The organism is Burkholderia sp. Ac-20365, assembly GCF_017104715.1.
Taxonomy (GTDB): Bacteria; Pseudomonadota; Gammaproteobacteria; order Burkholderiales; family Burkholderiaceae; genus Paraburkholderia.
Genome location: NZ_JAAGPI010000001.1, coordinates 394,354 through 415,710 on the forward strand (window position 1 = coordinate 394,354; position 21,357 = coordinate 415,710).

A 21,357-nucleotide genomic window follows, 5' to 3' on the forward strand; every position below is an offset into this window, starting at 1 on the left:
CACAATGAAGCTGTCTAGCACGGTCGCGGCGCTGGCCGCCATGTGCGCGATCGGCGCGGCTGCGCCCGCCTGGTCGCAAAGCAAAACGCTGTACATCGGCATGAACGGCGGTCCGATGGAAAAGGCCTATACGAGCGGCGTGCTGCCCGACTTCGAGAAGGCGAACAACGTGAAAGTGGTGGTAGTGCCTGGCACCTCGTCCGATGTACTTGCCAAGCTGCTCGCCAACCGCAATAGCCCGCAGATTCACGTCGCGTTTCTCGACGACGGTGTGATGGCGCGCGCCGTCAGCATGGGCGTGTGCCAGAAGCTCGACGATTCGCCCGTGCTGAAAGAGCTGTATCCGTTCGCGCGGATGAAGGACGATGTGGGCGCGGGCGTGCAGCTCGGCATGACAGGTATCGGCTACAACACGAAGCTGTTTGCCGAGAAAGGCTGGGCGCCGCCGACGTCGTGGATGGACTTCGCCAATCCGAAGTACAAGGGCAAGGTGGTGTTCCAGTCCGCGTCGAGCAGTACTTTCGGCCTGCACGGCTTTCTTGCGATCAACCGTTTAATGGGCGGCAACGACCAGAACGTCGAACCGGGCTTCAGCAAGTGGTCGAGCACGGTCGGGCCGAATGTGGTCGAGTACATTCCCAATTCGGCGAAACTCTCGGAGATGGTGCAGACGGGCGAAGCAGGCCTCTTCCCGTTGACGCCGACAGCAGTGGGTGATCTGCAGGACAAGGGCATTCCCGTCGGCTATGCGAATCCGAAAGAAGGTGCGGTGCTGCTGCTGGTCGATCTGTGCGTCGTGAAGAACAACGCCGATCCGCAGCTGGCGCAGAAGCTCGCGCAATTCCTGTTGTCGGCGCCTGCGCAATCGAAAGCGGCCGCGGCGGGCAAGCAGATTCCGACCAACGAGCACGCAACCATGACGCCCGCAATGCAAAAGAGTCTCGGCAATCTCGACGACCTGGTGAAGAAGGTGACGGTTGTCGATTGGGATTCGATCAACGCGCACCGCGCGCAGTGGGATCAGCGCTGGAACCGGCAGGTCGAGCAATAAGCGCTGCATGCGACGACGCGCGTAGCCGCTGGTTTTCCGGCTGCGCCGAAGCTGCAGGAGATAAGGCACCCGTTCATCGCGCGGGTGCTTTTTTTCGCCCCATTCTTTCGACATCAACCTCATCCGTGCTTCAGCGAACAGACAAATGGAGAAACGATCGGGCGCACTGACAAACTGCACACGAATGGTGTAATTTGTTCTACCCTATAAAAGTTACCTGCTGCGCATTTACGCTCATCTTGCGTCGGTGCCGATCGGGAGCCGTCGCGAACGGGTTTTGCGCGTGCTTCCTCTAGTCGTTCGGCATCATGGGCCGGCGGCTAACGTCAGAAGATCTCTATGCTGATTCCCGATTTCCCCGCCAGCGGTCGCTACAACGGCTGCAGCGGCAAGCGACGCATCGGTAGAACCTGTCACCACGGAGGAAGAAGATGGCGATTCGACTAGGAGAAGTGGCACCCGACTTCACGGCGGAAACCACGGAAGGCACGATTCACTTTCACGAATGGATCGGCGACAGCTGGGCAATCCTGTTCTCACACCCAAAGGACTTCACGCCGGTCTGCACGACCGAACTGGGTTACATGGCGGGATTGAAACCCGAGTTCGACAAGCGCAATACGAAGATCATCGGATTGAGCATCGACCCTGTCAGCGATCACCAGCGATGGGTGAAGGACATCGAGGAAACGCAGGGTAACGCAATCAACTACCCGATGATCGGCGACGCCGATCTGAATGTCGCGAAGCTCTACGACATGATTCACCCGGAAGCGGGCGGCGGTCCGCGTACGGCTGTCGACAACGCGACAGTGCGCTCGGTGTTCCTGATCGGGCCGGACAAGAAGGTGAAAGCGATGCTCGTCTATCCGATGAGCTCGGGCCGGAATTTCGACGAAGTGCTGCGTTTGCTGGACTCGCTGCAACTGAACGCCAAGCATACCGTCGCGACGCCCGTGAACTGGAAACCCGGCGACGACGTGATTATCCCCACCTCGGTTTCCGATGATGCTGCGAAAGAGAAGTATCCGCAGGGCTTCAAGACGTTGAAGCCGTATCTGCGTTACGTGCAGCAACCCAAGTGAGACCTTGAGCGACTGGCCGGCGCGCGCGTGGAATGTTCGCGACGCGCGCCGGCATCGTAAGCCGTTCGTATCGAAGGCATTGTTCCCACACGTTGAGAGACCGAGAGCGTGCTGATTTTCCGCCAGCTATTTGACCAGCAATCGTCTACCTATACCTATCTGCTCGCTGACAGCGACACGCGCGAGGCCGTGCTGATCGATCCTGTGTTCGAACAGACGCGCCGCGATTCGGCGCTGCTCGACGAACTCGGCCTGACGCTGCGCTATACGATCGACACGCACGTGCACGCGGATCATGTGACAGGCGCGTGGCTGCTGAAAAAGCGCACCGGCAGTCAGATCGCGATATCGGCGGCGAGTGGCGCGGAAGGCGCGGACCGTTACATCAGCCATGGCGATACGCTTGCATTTGGCTCACGTCATCTGCAGGTGCGTGCCACGCCAGGTCATACGAATGGCTGCATCAGTCTCGTGCTCGATGACGAATCGATGGCTTTCACGGGCGATTGTCTGCTGATTCGCGGCACCGGCCGCACGGACTTCCAGAACGGCAATCCGCACGCGCTGTTTCGCGCCGTGCATGAACAGCTATTCTCTTTGCCCGAATCTTGCCTGCTGTATCCGGCACACGATTATCGCGGGCTCACGGTGACGAGCGTGGCGGAAGAGCGGCGTTTCAATCCGCGCCTGGGCGGCGAACTATGCGAAGACGATTTCGCCGGTTATATGACGAATCTCGGACTCGCCCATCCGCGTCAGATCGACGTAGCCGTTCCCGCGAACATGAAATGCGGTGTCGCGGCCAGCGATCCCTTACAAAAGCCGCAGCCCGAATGGGCGCCACTCACTTACACATTTGCAGGGATCTGGGAAATTCATCCGCAGTGGCTCGAAGAACATTTGCACGCGGTTCAGATTCTCGACGTGCGTGAACCCGACGAATACGACGGGCCGCTTGGACGCATTCCGGAGGCCAGGCTGATTTCGCTGGGCAACCTTGCAAAACGCGCGGCGGAACTTGGCAAGGAGCGTCCTATCGTCACGGTGTGTCGTGCGGGCGGACGCTCAGCGCAAGCGACAGTGATTCTGCGTCAGGCAGGATTCGACAATGTCGCGAATCTCGCGGGTGGCATGTTGCGCTGGCGCTCGGAAGGGCGGGTCGTCGAAAACGGCAGCCTGTAGTCCAAGCGGTAAGCACTACGTTTCGCACCTGAAAAAACAGGTAAAACGGGCGAACGCGAATGCACTAATCAGTTGATTACGAGTACTTCGACATACTGATCGAAGTCAATGCCATATCTGTTTTCTTTTGATCCCGCCCCTGGACAACACCTCATGCAATTCGGACAAACCCGTCCGCTGATCCGGCGATGCGGCGTTACACCTGACCTTTCGTGCTAGCGTTAGTCGAGTAGTTCATGCTCGTCGCGGCGACAGGGAGGGATGATGCAGAGTGTGCTCGACCGGCCCCTTGTCGACGATACGAGCCTCACGCATGCGGCGCGCGTTGCAGTCGTCATCGCAACGAAAGGCCGTCCCGATGCAATACCGAACGCACTCGCATTTCTCACGCGTCAAACCACGTTGCCCGCACTCGTTGTTCTTTCCGCAACGAATGAAAGCGATATCGGCGAACTGTATTCGACGCCCTTTCCCGTGATGCGCGTGTTCGGCCCGGCTGGCTTGCCCGCGCAGAGAAATCGCGCACTTGATGCGCTTCCTCGCGACATCGATATCGTCGTGTTCTTCGACGATGATTTCGCGCCATGCCGGGACTGGATCGAGCAATGCGCGCAGATGTTCGATCGCAATCCGTCCGTCATCGGCGTGTCGGCGCAAGCACTATTGCAGGATGGTTCGAAAGGTCGCCCTGTCACATGGGACCACGCGCGGCGCATCGTGAAGGATGCCGAGAGCGCGAGCCGCGTCACGGATGCGATCACACCTTGCATTTCCCTGTATGGCTGCAATATGGCGTGTCGCGTGAAGGCGATGAGCGGCCTGCGTTTCGACGAGCGTCTCGTGCTATATGGCTGGCTGGAGGATAAAGACTTCTCGTGCCGGCTGTCGAGCCGCGGCGCCATCGTGCGATGCGCGCAACTGAATGGCGTACATCTCGGCATGGCGTCCGGCCGCGTCTCGGGAAAGAAGTTCGGCTATTCGCAAGTCGTGAACCCGAACTATCTGTGGCACAAGGGTGTGATGTCGCGCCGTGAAGTGGCGCGCTACATCTTCAAGGCACTCGCGATGAACGCACTCAAGTCGTTCAGGCCCGAGCCGCATCTCGATCGTCAGGGACGTCTGGTCGGCAATCTGCTCGGCCTGATAGCGATTGCTTCGGGATCGAGCGACCCGGAACAGGCCGCGCGGCTTTGACGCGAGCCGCTTCGTCAGATCGTGCCGAACAACGCGCGCGGACGATCGCGCAACGCATGCGCAAGCGTCTGCAGCGCGCTTACCAGCTGCTCGCGTGACGACGCGCACGCGAGATTGATCCGCACGCCATGCTCGACTTCCGCGCGATCGACCGCGAACGCCGACGAAGGCATCACGACCACGCCGCGTGCTTTTGCATTCGCGGCGAAATCGTCGGCACGCCAGGGCGGCGGCAGCTTGAGCCACACAAACATGCACGCAGGGTCCGACTCCAGCCATTCCTGCGGCAGAATCTGCCGCGCCAGATCGTGCCGCACGCGAATCTCCGCGAGTTGCGCGTCCATGATGCGGCGCGCGGTGCCGTCTTCGATCCAGATCGTCGAGATCAGCATCGACATCGGCGCGGGCATCCACGCGGTGGTGCGCACGGCTTCGGCTGCCAGCGCGGAACGCTCGGGCGGGCTCAGCAGATAACCGAGCCGCAAGCCAGGCGCGAGTATCTTCGACGTCGCGCCGATATGAAACGTCAGCTCCGGGCACAGGCTTGCAAGCGTAGGCAGGCGTTGCGAGACGAGCGGGCCGTACACGTCGTCTTCGATGATCGCGACGCCGTAGCGCCGCGCGATATCGACGAGCGCGACGCGGCGTTCGAGGCTCATCGTCGTGACGGTCGGGTTCTGCAGATTCGGCACCGTGAAGATCGCCTTGACAGGCACGCGGCTGCAAATGCGTTCGACTTCATCGGTGATCAGCCCATCGCGGTCGCTCGGCACGCTGACGATCTCGAACTGGAACACGGGCGCAAGCGCCTTCAGGCCGTAATACGTGAGCCGATCCGCGATGATCACGCCGTCTGTGCCGATCAGGCTGTTGAGCACCGCGTAAAGACCGTGCTGCGCGCCGCTGGTCACGACAAGATGATCCTGCGACGGCGCAAAGCCGGGCGCAGCGATCCACTTCGCGCCCGCCGCGCGCGCCCAGTCGGGACCTTGCGGCGGCTGATATTCCTGTAGCGATGCATAGCGCGGATCGCGCGGCAGTTCGGCGAGCGTGGTGGCCAGACACGACAGGAACTCGCCCGTCGCGGGCCGGTTGACGGTCAGGTCGATTGCGCCGCCTGGCGCAGCGTTCGACGTGCTTGCGGTTTCGACGCGCGGCATCGCGCCGCCCGTGACGAGCGAGCCGCGCCGCTTGCTGCCGATCACGAGCCCGCGCAACTGCAGTTCCTTATACGCGCGCGACACCGTCGACACGTTGATGCCCAGTTCCGTGGCCAATTGGCGCTGCGGCGGCAGGCGGCTGCCCGGCGGATAGACGCCGCCGCGAATCTCATCCTCGATCGACGCCGATACCTCGATATAGGTCGCGCGTTTTGTCTGGACCTGATCGCCGTTTGTCTGGTCTGCATCGGTTGTGACGCCGTTGCTGTGTGCTGCCTTGTGTCTGCTGGAAGCCATCGTCTCGCCCTGTCTCCATACAAAACAGGTTTTGTCTGCCTGTTTGTGCCAGTTCGCCGGATTTTATACCAGATACGCCTGCATGCCACTGTTTTCAAGGCTGGCAAGGAGCACGCCCGGCATCGCCAGGGAAAATCCTGGACCACACAATGCGGTTTTTAATTGCACACAAAAATATGTTGTGTGATTCTTTGAATCAAGTTTGTGTGGTTTTGAACCGAAGGACAGAGCTGGAAGGAGATTTCGCATGGCAGAGAGCAGGACACAGGTGCGCGCCTCGCACGACACGCACGACACGCAGGAGAGCGCCACACCCAAACTCGGCGTTGCATTGCGTCAGCGGCACGTCACGATGATTTCGCTGGGCGGCATCATCGGCGCGGGGCTTTTTGTGGGCAGCAGCGCGACGCTCAACACGGTCGGGCCGGCGGCGTGCCTGTCGTATCTGGTGGCAGGAATCGTCGTGCTGTTCGTGATGCGCATGCTGGGCGAGATGGCGCTGGCCGTGCCGGGCGTCGGCTCGTTCACCGAATACGCACGCATCGGTCTGGGCGACTGGGCAGGCTTCACGAGCGGCTGGCTGTACTGGTACTTCTGGGTGATCGTGGTGGCGGTGGAAGCGGTGGCGGGAGCCGCGATCCTGCAGCGCTGGATACCGGCGCCCGTGTGGATGATCGGGCTGGTGCTGCTGTCGGTGATGACCTTTATCAATCTGATGTCGGTCAAGTCGTACGGCGAATTCGAGTTCTGGTTCGCGTCGATCAAGGTCGCCGCGATCATCGTGTTCATCGCGATCGGCGCGGCATGGGTGTTCGGATTCGGCCATACGCAGAGCGCGTGGAGCAATCTGACGGCTGCAAAGGGCTTCATGCCGTTCGGCACGATGTCGGTTTTCGCGGCTGTGCCGACCGTGATCTTTGCGGTTGGCGGCGCGGAGATCGCGACCATCGCCGCTGCCGAGTCGGACAATCCCGCGAAGAGCGTCGCCGCGATGACGCGCTCGGTGATCCTGCGCGTGATTACGTTCTATGTCGGCTCGATGTTCCTGATTGCGTGCATCGTGCCGTGGACCAGCATCGTCACGGGGCATTCGCCGTTCGTCGCCGCGCTGGAGACGATGCGCGTGCCGGGCTCCGCCGACATCATGAACGCGATCGTGCTGGTCGCCGTGCTGTCCGCGCTGAATTCGGGGCTGTACGTGTCGTCGCGGATCCTGTTTCGCCTCGCGGGCCGCGGAGACGCGCCGCGTTCGCTGCTGCGCCTCACGCCGTCGCGCGTGCCGCGTCTTGCTGTGTTGTTGAGCAGCGTGGTCGGCTATGTCGCGATCATCGCGGCCATCGTGTCGCCGCAGGGCGTGTTCCTGTTCCTCGTGAATGCATCGGGCGCCGTGATGCTGTTCGTCTATCTCGCGACGGCGCTGGCGCAAATCCGTATCCGCCGACGTCTGCAACGCAACGGCGAGCGACCCGAACTGCCGATGTGGCTGTTCCCGTGGCTTTCGTATGCGGTGGTGGTGGCAATTGTCGGCGTGCTGCTGGCGATGGGCCTCGATGCCGAATTGCGTCCGCAACTGATGGCGAGCGTGGCGAGTCTCGCGGTGGCGTCGGCGGCGTGGCTGCTCGCCGCGAAACGGCGTAATGCCGATGATGGCACCCGCACGGGCTATCTCGCGGCAGCCGATGGGCGCGCCTTGTCGGGAGAGCGTTGATGGCGGAGATCGGCATTGTCGGCGCGGGTTTCATCGGGCTTGCGAGCGCCGGCTGGCTGATGCGCGACGGGCATCGCGTGACGCTGTTCGATCCGTCGGGCGTCGCGCAGGGCGCGTCGTTCGGCAACGCGGGCACGTTCGCGCCGTATGGCTGCATTCCCGTGAATAACCCGTCCGTGTTTCGCGATCTGCCGCGTTTTCTGCTGTCGAGCGAGAGCCCGTTCCGGTTGCGCTGGAGTTATCTGCCGCATGTGTTGCCGTGGCTCGCGCGCTTCATGGTCAGTTCGACGCGGCAGCGTTATGAAGCGAGTGCGAGCGCGCTTGCTGCGTTGCTGGCGCACGCGCAGGCCGGTTACGCGCCCTTGCTCGACGAACCTGATCTCGCGAAGTTTGTGCGGCCGCGTGAGTGTTTGTATCTGTACTCGAGTGCGGCGTCGTTCGATGCGTCGCGTGGTTCGCTGAACCTGCGCAAGCAACTTGGCGTGTCATTCGATGTGCTGTCCGCTGCTGATGTGCGCGCACTGGAGCCGTCGCTTGCGCCCATCTTCGAGCGCGGCGTGTTGTTCAGCGACAGCTGGCACTTTTCCGATCCGCAGGGTTTTTTGCTGTCGCTGTACGAACTGCTCGCGGCGCGCGGACTGAAGCTCGAACGCAAAAGCGTGAGCGGGCTAGAACCCGCGACAGACGGCGTCACGCTGACCACCGACGACGGCGTGCCGCGCCGCTTCGACCACGTCGTAATTGCGACGGGTGCGCGCTCGGCGAAATTCGCAGCGCAGTGCGGCGACCGCGTGCCGCTCGATACGGAGCGTGGCTATCACGTGCGTTACCGGGGCGCGTCGCAGCTGATTTCACGGCCTGTCGGCTGGGCCGAGCGCGGTTTCTACATGACGCCGATGGACGATGGCGTGCGCGTGGCAGGCACGGTCGAACTGGGCGGTTTCAGCGATGTGCGCAACCGTTCGCTGCTGGATCTGCTGACGTTCTCGTCGAAGCGTGCTTTGCCGGGGTTGCAGCAGCCTGACAGTTCGTGGCTCGGCTTCCGGCCCACACTGCCCGACGGCGTGCCCGTGCTGGGCCGCGCGAGCGCCAGCGAGCGCGTGATCTACGCGTTCGGGCATCAGCATCTCGGACTGACGCTGGCGGGCGTGAGCGGGCGCATCGTCGCCGATCTCGTCGCGCGGCGTGAGCTACCAATCGATCTGTCGCGCTACGCGCCGACGCGGTTTTGAGGCGACGTATCGCATTCATTCAAGGACGACTTCGACGCGTCGCGCATCGAGTCAGTCGACAGGCAAAGGCGCGACATTTTTCTATCGACAGGAGCGCATCATGAATCGACGTACATGGCTGATCAGGTTGGCAGTTTGCGCACTGGCAGCGCAGACATCATTTGCATTCGCGGCCGATCCGGAGATCGTCAAGATCGGCTTTGTCGGCCCGTTGACGGGGCCTGTTGCGCGGGTTGGCAAGGACTTGCAGTACGGCGCGCAACTCGCGCTCGATGAGGAGAACGCGAAGAATCCGACGGTTGCGGGCAAGCCCGTCAAGTTCGTGCTCGACGTGCAGGACGATCAGGCCGATCCGCGTGTAGCGATTCAGGTTGCGCAGAAGCTCGTCGATGACGGTGTGGTCGGCGTGATTGGCCATTACAACTCGGGGTGCAGCATTCCCGCATCGGCTGTGTATCACAACGCCAATGTCGCGATGATTACGCCGGGCTCGACTAATCCGCAACTCACGAAGCAGGGCTTCAAGAACGTGTTCCGCACGATGGGGCATGACGGTATCGGCGGCGTGGTGGCCGGGCATTTCGTGGTCGAGCAGATGAAGGCGAAGCGCATTGGGATCATCGACGATCGCACGGCGTTTGGTCAGGGTCTGGCGGATTCGTTCGAGAAAGGCGTGAAGGAAGCGAACGGCAATATCGTGTCGCGCGAATTTACCAACGACAAGGCAGTCGATTTACGCGGCATTCTCACGACGCTCAAGAGCAAGAATGTTGATGTAATTTTCTTTGGCGGACTGGACGAGCAGGGCGCGATGCTGGTCAAGCAGATGCGATCGCTTGGCATGCAGGCGCAACTGTTTGGTGCTGGCGCGTTGAAGAGCAATGCGTTCCTGCAGATTGCCGGGGCTTCGGGTGAACGGACGCAGGATCTTGAGCCGGGGCCGGCGCTTGACAAGTTGCCTGCGGCGCAGGATTTCGGTAAGCGGTATAAGGCGCGGTTTAATCAGGATGTCGAGTTGTATGCGCCATTTGCTTATGATGCTGCGCTCGCTATGTTGAAAGCCATCCATGATGCTAATTCGCTCGACCGGCAGAAGATTGTTGAGAGTCTTGCCAAGGTTTCGTTGACCGGTGTTACTGGGAAGATTACGTTTGATCCTTATGGGGATCTGATCAAGCCGCCTTATACGCTGTTTGAAGTGCAGCAGGGGCAGTGGAAGAGTGTGAAGACGGTGGGGGGAGGGGTTTGATTGATGCGCTTGTGCCGGGCGAACTCTGGCTTTCCCAGTGAGCGCCTGGCCGATAATTGCCGATCTACCAGAGATGCCTTCGAAATATAGAGCCTGATAGCCGCGTGCACCGTACTCTTCGGTGTGCAGCGGCTGCATGATGCGTGCCTCTGTTGTGACGGCGTGATCGTGATACGTGTTGGCTGGTTGCGTGAATCACCGGGGTGTTGAGCTAACGGTAGCACGATAGGTGTGAGCGCGCGGTCTAATGCGCGCTCATCGCCCTATCGGATCATCCTCGTGCCTGGTGTAACCCGCGCACTCGAGTCTCCGCGCCATGAAGATTCATTTTGGTCCAGGATCGGCAGACCCGTTCTCGACCGTCGCGGATGCATGAGTATCGACGATCTCGTGTCGACCTAGCATTCCCGGGCCCGCCATCAGTCGCAATCGTGCGGAACGCCAGTCCGATTCGCTGCGAATGCGCTCCAGTTGTGCGTCAGCCAGCGCCGACTGGGCATTGAGCATCTCAAGGATATCCGCGGCGCCGTGCTCGTAGCGATTGCGCGACGACGCGAGCGCACTCTCCGCCGAGACGACAAGCTGCGCTGCCGCGTCGAGGTTGTCCCGTGACGATACGGTATCAGCATGCGCCTTGACTACCTCACTGAGAATTTCACGTTCAGTGTCCCGCATCTCCGCTTCACCCTGTTCAGCCTGCGCCTGTGCCTCGCGCACTTTATAAGTTCGCGCGAATCCCTCGAAAAGCGGGATCGTCAGCGTGACACCGATCGTCGCGGTGTTCGAGCGGGTCGGCTGTACGTTCTGGTTCGGATAGCCGTTCTGATAGAAGCCCACACCGAAGTCGATGGTCGGCAGGCCTTGAGACCGCACGCTGGTAATTTTCTCGCGAGCCGCAGCCAGTTGCTCCTGCGCGGCGATGATGGCGGGATGCCGTAACCTGGCAACGCTCAGCCACTGCGCGAGATCGGCGATGTCCTGCTTCACTGGCCGAGGAGTATCTTGCGGTAACGTGATGTGCGTGCCCGCTGGCAGTCCTGTCGTATAGACGAGTATTGCCATTGCCCGATCGGCATCGCCCCTTGCGCGCTGAGCGACGAGCTGCGCACGGGCGAGGGCGGTAGCTGCCTGCAACGTGTCGCTTCGGCCAGTTGCACCTCTAAGCTCACGTCGTCGTGCGCTTTCCAGCGTCCATTGCGCAAACTGTGCCGCCTGTACGCGTGCCTCATAGGCTGCCTGCGCCGTCATCGCGTCGAAATACGCCTGCGCCGTCGACCCGAGTGTTTTTTGCAACTGCGCGTTGTAACTCGCGAGCGCGGCCGCCAGCATGTCGTTGGCGGCCACGCGGTTGGCCGCGCGTTCGCCGAAATCGAACAGTCGCCAGTTCAGTGCCGCATAGCTGCTGTAGCCTTTTACCGTGCTGTCATAGCCTTGCATCGATGGATAGCGGGTTTCGTTACGCTGGCCGGTAAGCGAGCCGGTCAGCATCGGAAGGTATGCCGCGCGCGCCATGCCGACACTCGCCGCCTGCACCTTGATCGCTGCCCACGCAGCCGTTACCCGCGGATCGTCGCATAGCGCAGTGTCGACTGCGTTGGCCAGTTCGAGTGGCTGCGCCGGATCGAAGTGGGCGGGGCAAACAGGAGGCACCGAATCGCCAGGCAGGACGCCGCCTGTATCAAGCATAGGCGGCCGCGTGAGCAGCGGATCTTCAAGAATGTCCGGCACCATCCAGTCAGCGCCCGCGGCATGCACAGACGGAATGCCAAAGGCCAAACAACAGAGCAGTGGCGCCAATGCCGAGAGGTGGAGCCTGCGGATGGTGGTGCTCGCTTTAGCGCTCATGCAGACTCTCCTGGGCGTGCTGCATCAGCGGCGAGAGCACGTATTGAATGACGCGGCGGGTACCTGTGCGAATCTCCACGCTCCCCGACATGCCAGGCGTCAGCCGCATCACACGACCATCCGCCATCAGCTCAGGCCGTGTCAGTTCGACCTTTACTGCATATCGAAGGCCCTTCCTCTCGTCCTCGATCGCGTCACGCGACACATGCGTGACTACGGCATCAACGGTCCCATATCGCGTGTAGTCGAACGCGTCGATCTTCACTGCTGCATGTTCCCCTTCGCGAACGAAACCGACATCCCGGTCGGCAATGAAAGCCTCGAACTCCACCTTCGAGGCGAGCGGCACAATCTGCATCAGCGGCTGCGCAGCCGGAACCACGCCACCCACCGTATGGATGGCGAGCTGCTGCACGGTTCCGTCGACGGGTGATGTCAGTTTTAGTAGAGCGCTATGGACGCTCGCCCGGCGCGCATCCTGCGAGGATGTTGTGAGCGTACGGTTCGCGTCTTCCAGTCTGTCCCGCGCCTCCTTGCGCGTCGTGGCAGTGAGTTCCGAAAGCTGGTTACGCGCGTCGGCGAGCTGTCCCGCCAGCTCGATGCGCGTCTGCTGCTTCTCCAGCCATGCATCGGTAGAAACGTCGTGTGTTTTGGCGAGCGCGGCATAGTCGCCTTCCTGACGCCTGGCCAGTGGCAATGCCGCGCTGTAGCGAGCGATGTCGCCCGCAAGGCGAACGCGCTTCGCGGTGTAGTCGCCCCATTGGTCCGCCAGATAGCCTGCACCCGCCTGCCAGCGTTGCGGTGCAACGTCTGCGATCGGCGCCAGACGGGGCGTCGTGCCGTTCGAGATAGCGGCGAGCAGGCTCTCCTGACAGGCCGCCTGCACGCGCGCTAGCTGCCATGCATCTTCGGCCTTGTCGTGCTCACTGTCGGCCTCACGTGAATCCAGTTCGACCAGCGTGTCGCCGGCCTTCACCGTCTGCCCCTCCTCGACGTGCAGCGCATGGACACTGGCCACCTCGATCGATGAAACCGTTTTTGTGTAGCCGCCTGCAATGATCTTGCCCTCGCCATTGACGATGATGTCGACGTGACTTAGGGTGGCCCACGCCAGCACCGCGAGCACGAGCGCGATCAGGATGCGCGCAACCCATCGCCCGGCAGGCGACACCGGTTTAGCCTGCAGCGACAGCGCGGCGGGCAGGAATTCGGCTTCGTGATCGTTCAGACGCGGTGTATCCAACTGATGACGCAATGTCCAGAAGTGACGCCAAACGTCGCGATAGCGCCTGAGCAGGTCAGCCGCAGCCTGCGTGCGGTGTTTGATGCTCATGCCAAGCCCCCGGCATGGCCTTGCTGCAACGCATAGAGATGCGCATAGATCCCATCGGGGATATCCAGCAACTGCTGGTGACTGCCAATCTCGGCGATCTGCCCGCGCTCCATCACAACGATACGATTTGCGTCGCGCACAGCGGAGAGCCGGTGCGCGATGATCAGTACCGTCCGGCCGTGACAGATGCGGCGCATGTTATCGTGGATGATTTTCTCGGACTCGTAGTCGAGTGCACTGGTTGCCTCGTCGAAGATCAGGACACGCGGGTTGGTGATCAACGCTCTCGCGATCGCAATGCGTTGCCGCTGGCCACCTGACAGACCGGTACCGTGTTCGCCCACGACTGTGTCATAGCCTTCGGGCAGTTCACAGATGAAGTCATGCGCGCCCGCGAGTTTCGCGGATTCGATTACCGCTTCGATTGGGAGCGTTGGATTCGTCAGCGCGATGTTGTCGCGTACCGATCGGTTGAACAGTGTGTTTTCCTGAAGGACAACACCGATCTGCTGACGCAGTGACGTGGTATCGATAATCGCGATGTCCTGGCCGTCGACAAGCACGCGTCCGCGATCCGGTACGTACAAACGCTGAACCAGCCGCGTCAGCGTGCTCTTGCCCGAACCCGATCGACCGACGATGCCGATCACTTCACCGGGTGCAACATTCAACGACACGCTTCGGAGCACGTCCGCTGCGTCGGGCCGATATCGGAACGACACCTGATCGAAAGCGATGGCACCGGAAAGCCGGGGCAGGCGGGTTTTCTGGCCGGTCACTTCGGTGCGGGCGTTCAGGATATCGCCGAGCCGCCCCATGGAAATGCCAACCTGCTGGAAGTCATTCCACAACTGCGCGAGACGCAGGATCGGACTGGCGATCTGGCCGGCCAGCATGTTGAATGCAACCAGTTCCCCGACGCTCATCCGGCCGTCGATTACCTGCATGGCGCCGACCCACGTGATAGCGGCCGTCACGAGTTTGCTGATCAGTGCCACGCCGCCGCCCGCAATCGTCGATACATTGGTGACGGACAGACCAGCGGTGACGTAGGCTGCTAACTGCTTTTCCCACTTCTGGATCCATCGTGGTTCGACCGCCATTGCTTTCACAGTGTCGATGCCGCTGATGGTTTCGACGAGGAACGACTGGTTCTCGGCGCCTCTGTTGAACTTCTCGTCCAACCGTGCACGGATCACTGGTGTGAACAGCAACGAAACGAACAGGTACAGTGGAATGGACGCAACGACGATCAGCGTCAGCCATGCGCTGTACCAGAGCATTACTGCAATGAACACCACCGAGAACACGAGGTCGAGTACGAGCGTGATCGCATTGCCAGTCAGGAACGCGCGGATATTCTCGAGTTCGCGGATTCGCGCGACGGAATCGCCCACTCGTCGCGACTGAAAATACGCCAGCGGCAGGGCCAGCAGGTGACGGAACAGGCGTGCACCGAGTTCCACATCGATTTTGCTGCTCGTGTGCGCGAATACCCAACTGCGGATGCCCGTGAGCAGTGCCTCGAACAACGTCGCGCAGATCAGGCCCATGGCAATGACGTGCAGCGTTTTCAGTGCGTGATTGACGAGCACCTTGTCCATCACGATCTGGAAGAACATGGGTGTCACGAGTCCGATGATCTGGAGTACGAGCGAGACGAGCAGGATTTCACCCAACAGCCTGCGGTAGCGAACCACGGCGGGAATGAACCAGGTAAAGTCGAATCTGGCCATGTCGGCGGCGAAACTTGCCTTGCTGGTCAGAAACACGAGTTCACCGCTCCAGTTTGCGAGCAGTTGTTCGAGCGAAATGACGGAGGGCGGCTCGCCAGGATGCTGGATCAGCAGTTGCACGTTTCCGTCGGGGCGCTGCTGGTGCTGGGCGACGATAAAGAAACGCCCGCTTTCCCGCTCGCGAGCAATAGCTGGCAGCGGCGCGCTGGCGAGGCGCAAGGAATCCTGCCTCAGCGCGCGGCCCTTGAGGCCGAGCGACTGCGCTGCGAGCAGCAGCGTGTCTGTATCGAACTGCTCATGTCCGAATACGTGGCGCAGTTGTGCTTCATCGATCGCTACGCCATGCAGTGCGGCAATCGAAGTCAGGGCCTGCAGCCCTGAATCCGGGGTTGATGTCATTGACTGATACTTCTCGTTTCGGGGATCACGGCGCGGTTACGTACGGGTAGAGCTGACGAACCGAAGCTGCCAGTGCAGTGCGCGCATCGTCCGCGCGCATGCAAAAAAGGATTGAAGTCGCGCTTGCTTGCCTTGCACCACATTCTCATGCGGTGGCGCAAGGCATCAGGTCGGATGGTTACTTCCAGTTGCTAGCCAGGACCGGGGCAAGCGAGGTTTGGTAGGCGGGTGGCAGGCTGGTAGTGCCCGCGGGTGGCGGCGCAAACGATGCCATGGCCTGCACAAGCTGGCTGACGTTTGACGCCGACAATGTCTTGCCGTCGCCAGCCACGATAGAACACCCGGAATGGCCCGCGTACCAGTTCTTCAGGGTCACTGACTCACCAGTGCCGTCGACCGTTATCAGCAGGTCCGCGCCAACATGCTGAAACCACAGGTTGTCGGAAGCAACATCAGGCGTGAAATGGAGTGTTTCGGATGACCCGTCAAAGTCCACGCTGTTTACTCCGTGGCCTACCGTGACACTCCCGTACGAGCCAGCGACGACGATTGCATTGGCGCCAGCGCCGACAGTGATGTTTTCGTAACTGCCCGAGGCCGTGATGACGTTGTTTCCGTCTGCGGCCTTGATTGTGTTCCACGACTGTGTCGCCGTGATCGTGTTGGCCCCGTTGCCAACAACTATGTTCTCGTAGCTGCCCGTTGTAACGATGACGTTGTTGCCATTTCCTGTATTGACATTTCCATGAGACGTGGCAACCGTCACCCAGTTGCTGCCATTGCCAAGATTGGCGGTGTCATAGTTGGCCGTAATCGACACGATGTTGTTTCCATCACCGTAGCTGGTTGTGGTGTTTGTGCGAGAAAGGGTCTGCGCCTGGCCATGCTGCTGCCAGGATGCGCCAAGCGTTGTCGACAGGCCGTTGGTAGCAAATGTGCCATCGCTGGTTTGGATAGTGCCTACACCCCGTCCGTTGAACTGATCTTTCACCACCACCTGCGTCGCATTGGACTGGCCTGCATTAAGCGTGACGAGCAGATCGTTGCCTTGCTGCGCAAACGTGACAGCACTCGACGGCACACCCTTGAGTTGCAATGTGTCGTGCAGTCCGGCGCTGGTCACGATGGTGTCCAGCGTGCCCGTGGCCTGGACGACATAGGTATTGTTGCCTGCACCACCGATCATAGTGTCGTTACCCGTGCCAGCAAACAGCGTGTCATTGCCGTCACCGCCAATAAGCGTGTCGTTGCCAGCATTGCCGGTCAGCGTGTCCCCATTGTTATTAGCCATGCCGATCAGGTCCGCATTGCCCGTCAGCGTCAGAATGTTGACGTCGTCAGGCAGTGCTTCGTCGATCGACGCCTGTATGCTGGTGATGCCTTTCGAATCAGTAGTGAAAGTGAGGCCCTGGTTCGAACCAACGATCGTGGTCGGATCGACGTCGGTGGGATTGACCACGAGCAAGGCACCGGTAGAGGGTGAAGGAGGCCCGACTGGTGCGTCCACCGTGCCTGCCTGGGACGGAGCAAAGATGAAATCCGAAGCGCTTAGCTGAGACGGATCCAGAGCGTCGAGATACAGTAACTGCGCGCCGAGCGAATTACTGCCCAGGTTTGTCCCATGCACCAGCGGGATGCCATTGAGGTTGAGCCTGTTGACTGCCGCAATGTTCAAATCGGAGAAGGTCGTAATGCCGAGTTGGCTGACATCGATCTTGTCGACGCCATGCCTGAAGCCTTGCAGCGCATTCGCGAAGTCGGTTACGCCCGTCTGCTTCGAGATGACAAAAATATCGGAGCTTGCGGTGTCGTGTTTGTAGACAGTGCCATTCAGCACTCCCGTTTGCCCGTTCAGGCCCACGCCCGTAAAGCCGCCATTCATCGTAATCACGTCCGTGCCAACCGGTGCGAGCGTCCCCGTCTGACCGCTCGTCACATACGCGGAAGGCGCAACAAAGGTGTCCTGGAAGACGAACTGCGCCGCCTTCAGGCTGGTGGCCGTCTGGTTTTGCAGCAAGATGCTCTGACCGTTACCGAGACCCACCACCACATCGCTGCCCTGTTGGGTGAATGTGAGGTCCTTGAACTGCTTACCCGTAAAGCCCACCAGATCGATTTGCTCTCCACGCGTGGCGTTGAAGTTGACGATGGTGTCGAGCCCATTGTCGCGCCGGTGCACGACAAACAGGTCCTTGCCCGTGCCGCCGACCAGTGTGTTGTTACCACGTCCGCCATCGAGCATCGCATCTGCATTGTTGGCCGTCAGCGTATCGTTACCATCGCCGCCAATGAGGTTCTGGATCTGGCTCGCGTTGCGAATCGTAAGCGCAGTGCCGCCGATGCTTGCCACGCCAGTGAGCAGATTGATCGATGTATTGCCGGACACGGCCGCTGCATCGATGGTGTTGCGTCCGCCCGTGCCGTTGACTGTCGGGTCGAGAATCGCCGCATTTGCATTCGCAACGACGGCCGCTTTGTACTCGTCAGTGTAGAAGTAGGTATGGTCCGTCGTCGTCACGCTGCCGTAAAGACGCAGCGACCAGTTCTTCAACGTGACGGCCTGGCCGGTTGTCGCATCTGTCACCTGCAGCGTCCAGTTGCCTGCCGAAGTTTCCCCCCAGTCGTGGGTCGACATGAACGTGTACTGGAATTCGCCCGTCGCGGTGCTGCCGACGTCGGATGCGGAAGCGCCCGGCGAGCCGTCCGGAATCTTGCCTTCGCGATTGAGCAGAACACTCTTCGTGCCGTCGGGGGCGATCAACGTCACGATGACGTCGCCGAGCCGGCCGACCAGCGCGTCCAGATCGACTTCGACGTGTTCGATGTTCAGACCCGACTGCATGGCGATTGTGCTCGTCACGGTTCCGCCGCTCTGGATGGACTTGTTGACGGTGCCGCTCGATGCCGAGAATACCTTCTCGTTGGCTCCCGTGCTTTGCGTCATCCAGGTTTCGGCGAGCCGCACGGCTGCGCGTGCGTCGACTTCGCCGAAGCCGTAGTCGTCGCTGACGTGCATGCCGCCACCGTTCCAGTTGTTCGCGCCGTTGTTGCTCCATTGAGTGGCTGCGTCGTTCACCCTGCGCGCGGTCAGTGCGAGGATTTCCTGCACGTCGCGATAGCCGAGATTCGGGTTGGCCTGCAGCATCAGCGCGACGATGCCCGAGACGATCGGGGTCGCGAAGCTCGTGCCCTGCATGTTGCTGTATGCGCTGCCAAAGGTCGAGCCCTGGTCGGTCATGACCATCTGGCTCGTGCTGGCGATGTTGCTGCCCGGTGCCGATACCAGCAGACTCGCACCCGGATTGGAGAATGGCGCCGAACCGATCTGCAAGGTCGACAGATTAGCCTGCGCGTTGATCGCGCCGACCTCGATCGAAAAGCGGTTGTTGCTGGTCAGCGAACCTTGGGCGCTGCCGCCTGTCGCGCGCTGGTTGCCCCCCGCAGCCACGATGATCGTGCCGAGACCGCCACGGCCATTGTCTGCTGCGTACTGCGCGTTGGACAGCAGGGCACTGGCAGTGTTGATGCCACCGTTTGTGATATTGCTTAGCGCAAAATCGGTGGTGAAGCCCCAGCTGTTGTTGGCGACATCGTAGCTCGCCATGTGCCCAAGGCCGCTTACGTCACTACCGTTGTTCGCCAGGTAGTAACCGGCGAGCGTCGCGTCGTAGGCCACGCCGACTCCGCCTGCGCCGTTGTTAGCGGCAACCATCACGCCTGCCACCATGGTGGCGTGATTCGACGTCTGGGTCGGCAACGTTCCGTTCACGAGTTGCGACGCCAGCCATGCCTGATCGACGTTAGGCGCGAGATCTGGATGCGTGAAGTCGAAGGTCTCGGGGCCCACTGCGAACTGCCCACCGGGCTCGAACTGCCCAATCCGAACACCCTTGCCGGTGTAGTCTTTCCACACAGGCAGGATGTCGGCGTCCGAGAGATACCATTCCTGCGCCAGCAGCGGGTCCTTTGGCAGGTCTGGCGTCATCAGCGTGACGACTGCCTGCATCGTCGCTGTCAGTCCAGTGTTCAGGTCCTGCACGACGGCGCTCGTGTGGCCTGCGGCGTCGGCGACGCTGTACTGGAACGTCATCATGCCCGTATAACCCGGCGTCGGAGTAAAGAGCACATCGCCGGACGAAGTGAGACTTACAGTGCCGCCTTGCGCATTGCCGACCGACGCAATATGAAGCGCGCCTGTGCTGTTCAACCGCTGATCGTTGGCGAGAATCTGTTTGGCCGAGATCAGATGCGATTGCGTGTGGTCGAACGCCTTGCCGTTGCTGTCTGCGTAGAGCGTGTCTGCCACTGGCATCGGGTTGGCTTGCGACAGATCGACGCCCTGAATGTCGGCGAAATTCAGTTTCTGGATGTTCGTCAGAAACACGGTGCCATCGCGGTTGGGCATTTTGTCTGCGACATAGAAGCCGCCATTGGCCGCAACGATCCGGTATTCTGCGTAGCTGCCGTGAAACTGCACCATGTTCGTGCCGCCGCCGCCATCAATGACCGCGTTACCACCGCCGACCTTGATGAGGTCATTACCCGCGCCACCATAAATATGATCGGCGCCGCCACCCGCATTGATGATTGAGCCTGCCGCTGATGCGTAGATCGTGTCGCCGTTCGGACCTGCGGTGATTTCCGCCATGCCGCTGCCGCCGATGATCATGTTGTGGCCAGAGCCACCGACGATCACGTCGGTGCCACCGCCGCCGATCAACGTGTCGTTGCCCGTGCCGCCCTTGATGTAGATACCTGTGCGACCGCCGCTCATGATCACGTCGTCGCCGCCACCGCCTTCGGCAATCGTCACGCCAGCCTGGGCCATGTTTATCGTCATGCCCTTGTTGCCGGTAATGATCACGGTGTCTACGCCGCCGTTGCCATGAATATTGGCGGGATTGTCGCTGGCCGACACGACGAACACATCGTTGCCCGCGCCACCGACGTAAGTATTGCTGCCCGAGCCGCCCACGAGCCAGCTGCCGCTCGCAGCGGCTACCAACGTGTCATTGCCCGAGCCGGCGTAAATATTGTTCACGCCGAGCTTGCCTGCGTCGAGCGTCTGGCTCTTGCTGGTGGTGTCGGCATAGGTTTTTACCGTGGTGGTGCCTGATTTGGTCGTCGCCGTCGTGCTGCCTGTCGAAGTCGTGAAGGTGCTGCCCGCAGGATTGGCGACGAAGTTCACGTCTTCCATCGCCTGGGTCTTGCCGTTCATCACGAAGCTGCCGAGAGCCGTGACGATGTTGCCGTTGTCGATCTGACGAGTACCTGTTGCGGTCAGGTTGATGCTGGTGATGCCAAGCTGCGCGAGCGTAAGCATCTGACCAGTGCCCGTACCCGTGCTGTTAACCCACACGCGTAGCTGGTTGAAGATCGGATCCTTCGCGTCGATAACGCCATCGTGATTGGTGTCGAAAGAGGCGAGCGCAGCGATGCCGCTTGCGAACGGCGCAGTGCCGGGACCGCCGTTTGTGCCAGCAGTGCCGCCGAAGTACGGGCTAAAGATCTGGCTCATGCTGGTGACCTTGCCACTCGCGTCGGGCACGACGAGCATGCCTGTGCCAGCGCCGGCCCAGCCGGTCTGATGCTGGGTGCCGGAGTTGTCGACGTTAAATAGTACGCCAGAGCTTTGGTAGGAAGTAGTGACGATGCCTTGGCCGATGTCTAGCAGGAGCGGGTCGATGTACACGTTTGCACCTGCCGATGCTGCTGCCGCGCCGATCGAAGCGAGGCCGCTGAACGTGGTGGCCGAACCAATGCCCGCCATGACCTGATTACCCATTGTGTTCGGATCGGACTGTACTTCGCCGGGGCGCACGCCACCGCTTGCCAGACTCGCCTCGGTTACGTCGACGAAGCCGTATTTGTTTAATGTGCCGTTGC

12 protein-coding genes are annotated in these 21,357 nt (G+C 60.9%); 7 read left to right on the forward strand and 5 right to left on the reverse strand.

Annotation, left to right across the window (positions count from 1 at the left end; all coding sequences use genetic code 11):
- The first annotated feature begins 4 nt into the window (after positions 1 to 4).
- The 4 genes from G3O01_RS01605 to G3O01_RS01620 all read left to right on the forward strand — a co-directional run bounded on the left by G3O01_RS01605 (position 5) and on the right by G3O01_RS01620 (position 4,512).
- Positions 5 to 1,051 (forward strand): extracellular solute-binding protein, encoded by a 1,047-nt coding sequence (locus G3O01_RS01605; protein WP_205802686.1) that lies wholly within the window; start codon positions 5 to 7, stop codon positions 1,049 to 1,051.
- A gap of 431 nt (positions 1,052 to 1,482) precedes the next feature.
- A complete protein-coding gene (locus G3O01_RS01610) occupies positions 1,483 to 2,136 on the forward strand; it encodes a peroxiredoxin (protein WP_205802687.1) in 654 nt (217 codons plus the stop codon).
- Positions 2,137 to 2,247: 111 nt separating this feature from the next.
- Complete coding sequence (locus G3O01_RS01615; RefSeq protein ID WP_205803064.1) at positions 2,248 to 3,318, forward strand: MBL fold metallo-hydrolase; 1,071 nt, start codon at positions 2,248 to 2,250, stop codon at positions 3,316 to 3,318.
- Positions 3,319 to 3,579: 261 nt separating this feature from the next.
- A complete protein-coding gene (locus G3O01_RS01620; RefSeq protein ID WP_241023556.1) occupies positions 3,580 to 4,512 on the forward strand; it encodes a glycosyltransferase in 933 nt (310 codons plus the stop codon).
- A 14-nt stretch (positions 4,513 to 4,526) separates the two neighbouring features.
- Here G3O01_RS01620 and G3O01_RS01625 read toward each other — a convergent pair whose 3' ends face one another.
- Positions 4,527 to 5,969, reverse strand: coding sequence for a PLP-dependent aminotransferase family protein (locus G3O01_RS01625; protein ID WP_205802688.1), 1,443 nt, complete (start codon positions 5,967 to 5,969; stop codon positions 4,527 to 4,529).
- A 247-nt stretch (positions 5,970 to 6,216) separates the two neighbouring features.
- On the opposite strand from G3O01_RS01625, the gene G3O01_RS01630 reads away from it, so the two are divergent.
- The 3 genes from G3O01_RS01630 (at position 6,217) to G3O01_RS01640 (ending at position 10,158) form a co-directional block, all read left to right on the forward strand.
- The gene (locus G3O01_RS01630) at positions 6,217 to 7,677 is read left to right on the forward strand and encodes an amino acid permease (protein WP_205802689.1); all 1,461 of its coding nucleotides are present in this window, start codon (positions 6,217 to 6,219) and stop codon (positions 7,675 to 7,677) included.
- Positions 7,677 to 8,909, forward strand: a complete 1,233-nt coding sequence (locus G3O01_RS01635) for an FAD-dependent oxidoreductase (RefSeq protein WP_205802690.1) — start codon at positions 7,677 to 7,679, stop codon at positions 8,907 to 8,909. The genes G3O01_RS01630 and G3O01_RS01635 overlap by 1 nt, the downstream gene beginning before the upstream one ends.
- A gap of 100 nt (positions 8,910 to 9,009) precedes the next feature.
- The gene (locus G3O01_RS01640; protein WP_205802691.1) at positions 9,010 to 10,158 is read left to right on the forward strand and encodes a branched-chain amino acid ABC transporter substrate-binding protein; all 1,149 of its coding nucleotides are present in this window, start codon (positions 9,010 to 9,012) and stop codon (positions 10,156 to 10,158) included.
- Positions 10,159 to 10,482: 324 nt separating this feature from the next.
- Here the strand turns inward: G3O01_RS01640 and G3O01_RS01645 are convergent, their stop codons facing one another.
- From G3O01_RS01645 to G3O01_RS45525, 4 genes are all read right to left on the reverse strand, one after another.
- Positions 10,483 to 12,003, reverse strand: coding sequence for a TolC family protein (locus tag G3O01_RS01645; protein WP_241023558.1), 1,521 nt, complete (start codon positions 12,001 to 12,003; stop codon positions 10,483 to 10,485).
- The gene (locus tag G3O01_RS01650; protein WP_205802692.1) at positions 11,993 to 13,336 is read right to left on the reverse strand and encodes an HlyD family type I secretion periplasmic adaptor subunit; all 1,344 of its coding nucleotides are present in this window, start codon (positions 13,334 to 13,336) and stop codon (positions 11,993 to 11,995) included. The genes G3O01_RS01645 and G3O01_RS01650 overlap by 11 nt, the downstream gene beginning before the upstream one ends.
- Positions 13,333 to 15,471 (reverse strand): type I secretion system permease/ATPase, encoded by a 2,139-nt coding sequence (locus tag G3O01_RS01655; protein WP_205802693.1) that lies wholly within the window; start codon positions 15,469 to 15,471, stop codon positions 13,333 to 13,335. Before G3O01_RS01655 ends, G3O01_RS01650 begins: the two co-directional genes overlap by 4 nt.
- A 178-nt stretch (positions 15,472 to 15,649) precedes the next feature.
- Positions 15,650 to 21,256, reverse strand: coding sequence for a S8 family serine peptidase (locus G3O01_RS45525; protein ID WP_205802694.1), 5,607 nt, complete (start codon positions 21,254 to 21,256; stop codon positions 15,650 to 15,652).
- Between the last annotated feature and the right edge of the window lie 101 nt (positions 21,257 to 21,357).

Excerpts from the sequence above, each read along its gene's own strand:
- G3O01_RS01605 (WP_205802686.1), top strand. The coding sequence starts at position 5 with ATGAAGCTGTCTAGCACGGTCGCGGCGCTGGCCGCCATGTGCGCGATC.
- G3O01_RS01610 (WP_205802687.1), top strand. The coding sequence starts at position 1,483 with ATGGCGATTCGACTAGGAGAAGTGGCACCCGACTTCACGGCGGAAACC.
- G3O01_RS01620 (WP_241023556.1), top strand. The coding sequence starts at position 3,580 with ATGATGCAGAGTGTGCTCGACCGGCCCCTTGTCGACGATACGAGCCTC.
- G3O01_RS01625 (WP_205802688.1), bottom strand. The coding sequence starts at position 5,969 with ATGGCTTCCAGCAGACACAAGGCAGCACACAGCAACGGCGTCACAACC.
- G3O01_RS01630 (WP_205802689.1), top strand. The coding sequence starts at position 6,217 with ATGGCAGAGAGCAGGACACAGGTGCGCGCCTCGCACGACACGCACGAC.
- G3O01_RS01635 (WP_205802690.1), top strand. The coding sequence starts at position 7,677 with ATGGCGGAGATCGGCATTGTCGGCGCGGGTTTCATCGGGCTTGCGAGC.
- G3O01_RS01640 (WP_205802691.1), top strand. The coding sequence starts at position 9,010 with ATGAATCGACGTACATGGCTGATCAGGTTGGCAGTTTGCGCACTGGCA.
- G3O01_RS01645 (WP_241023558.1), bottom strand. The coding sequence starts at position 12,003 with ATGAGCGCTAAAGCGAGCACCACCATCCGCAGGCTCCACCTCTCGGCA.
- G3O01_RS01650 (WP_205802692.1), bottom strand. The coding sequence starts at position 13,336 with ATGAGCATCAAACACCGCACGCAGGCTGCGGCTGACCTGCTCAGGCGC.
- G3O01_RS01655 (WP_205802693.1), bottom strand. The coding sequence starts at position 15,471 with ATGACATCAACCCCGGATTCAGGGCTGCAGGCCCTGACTTCGATTGCC.
- G3O01_RS45525 (WP_205802694.1), bottom strand. The coding sequence starts at position 21,256 with ATGGGTAATCAGGTCATGGCGGGCATTGGTTCGGCCACCACGTTCAGC.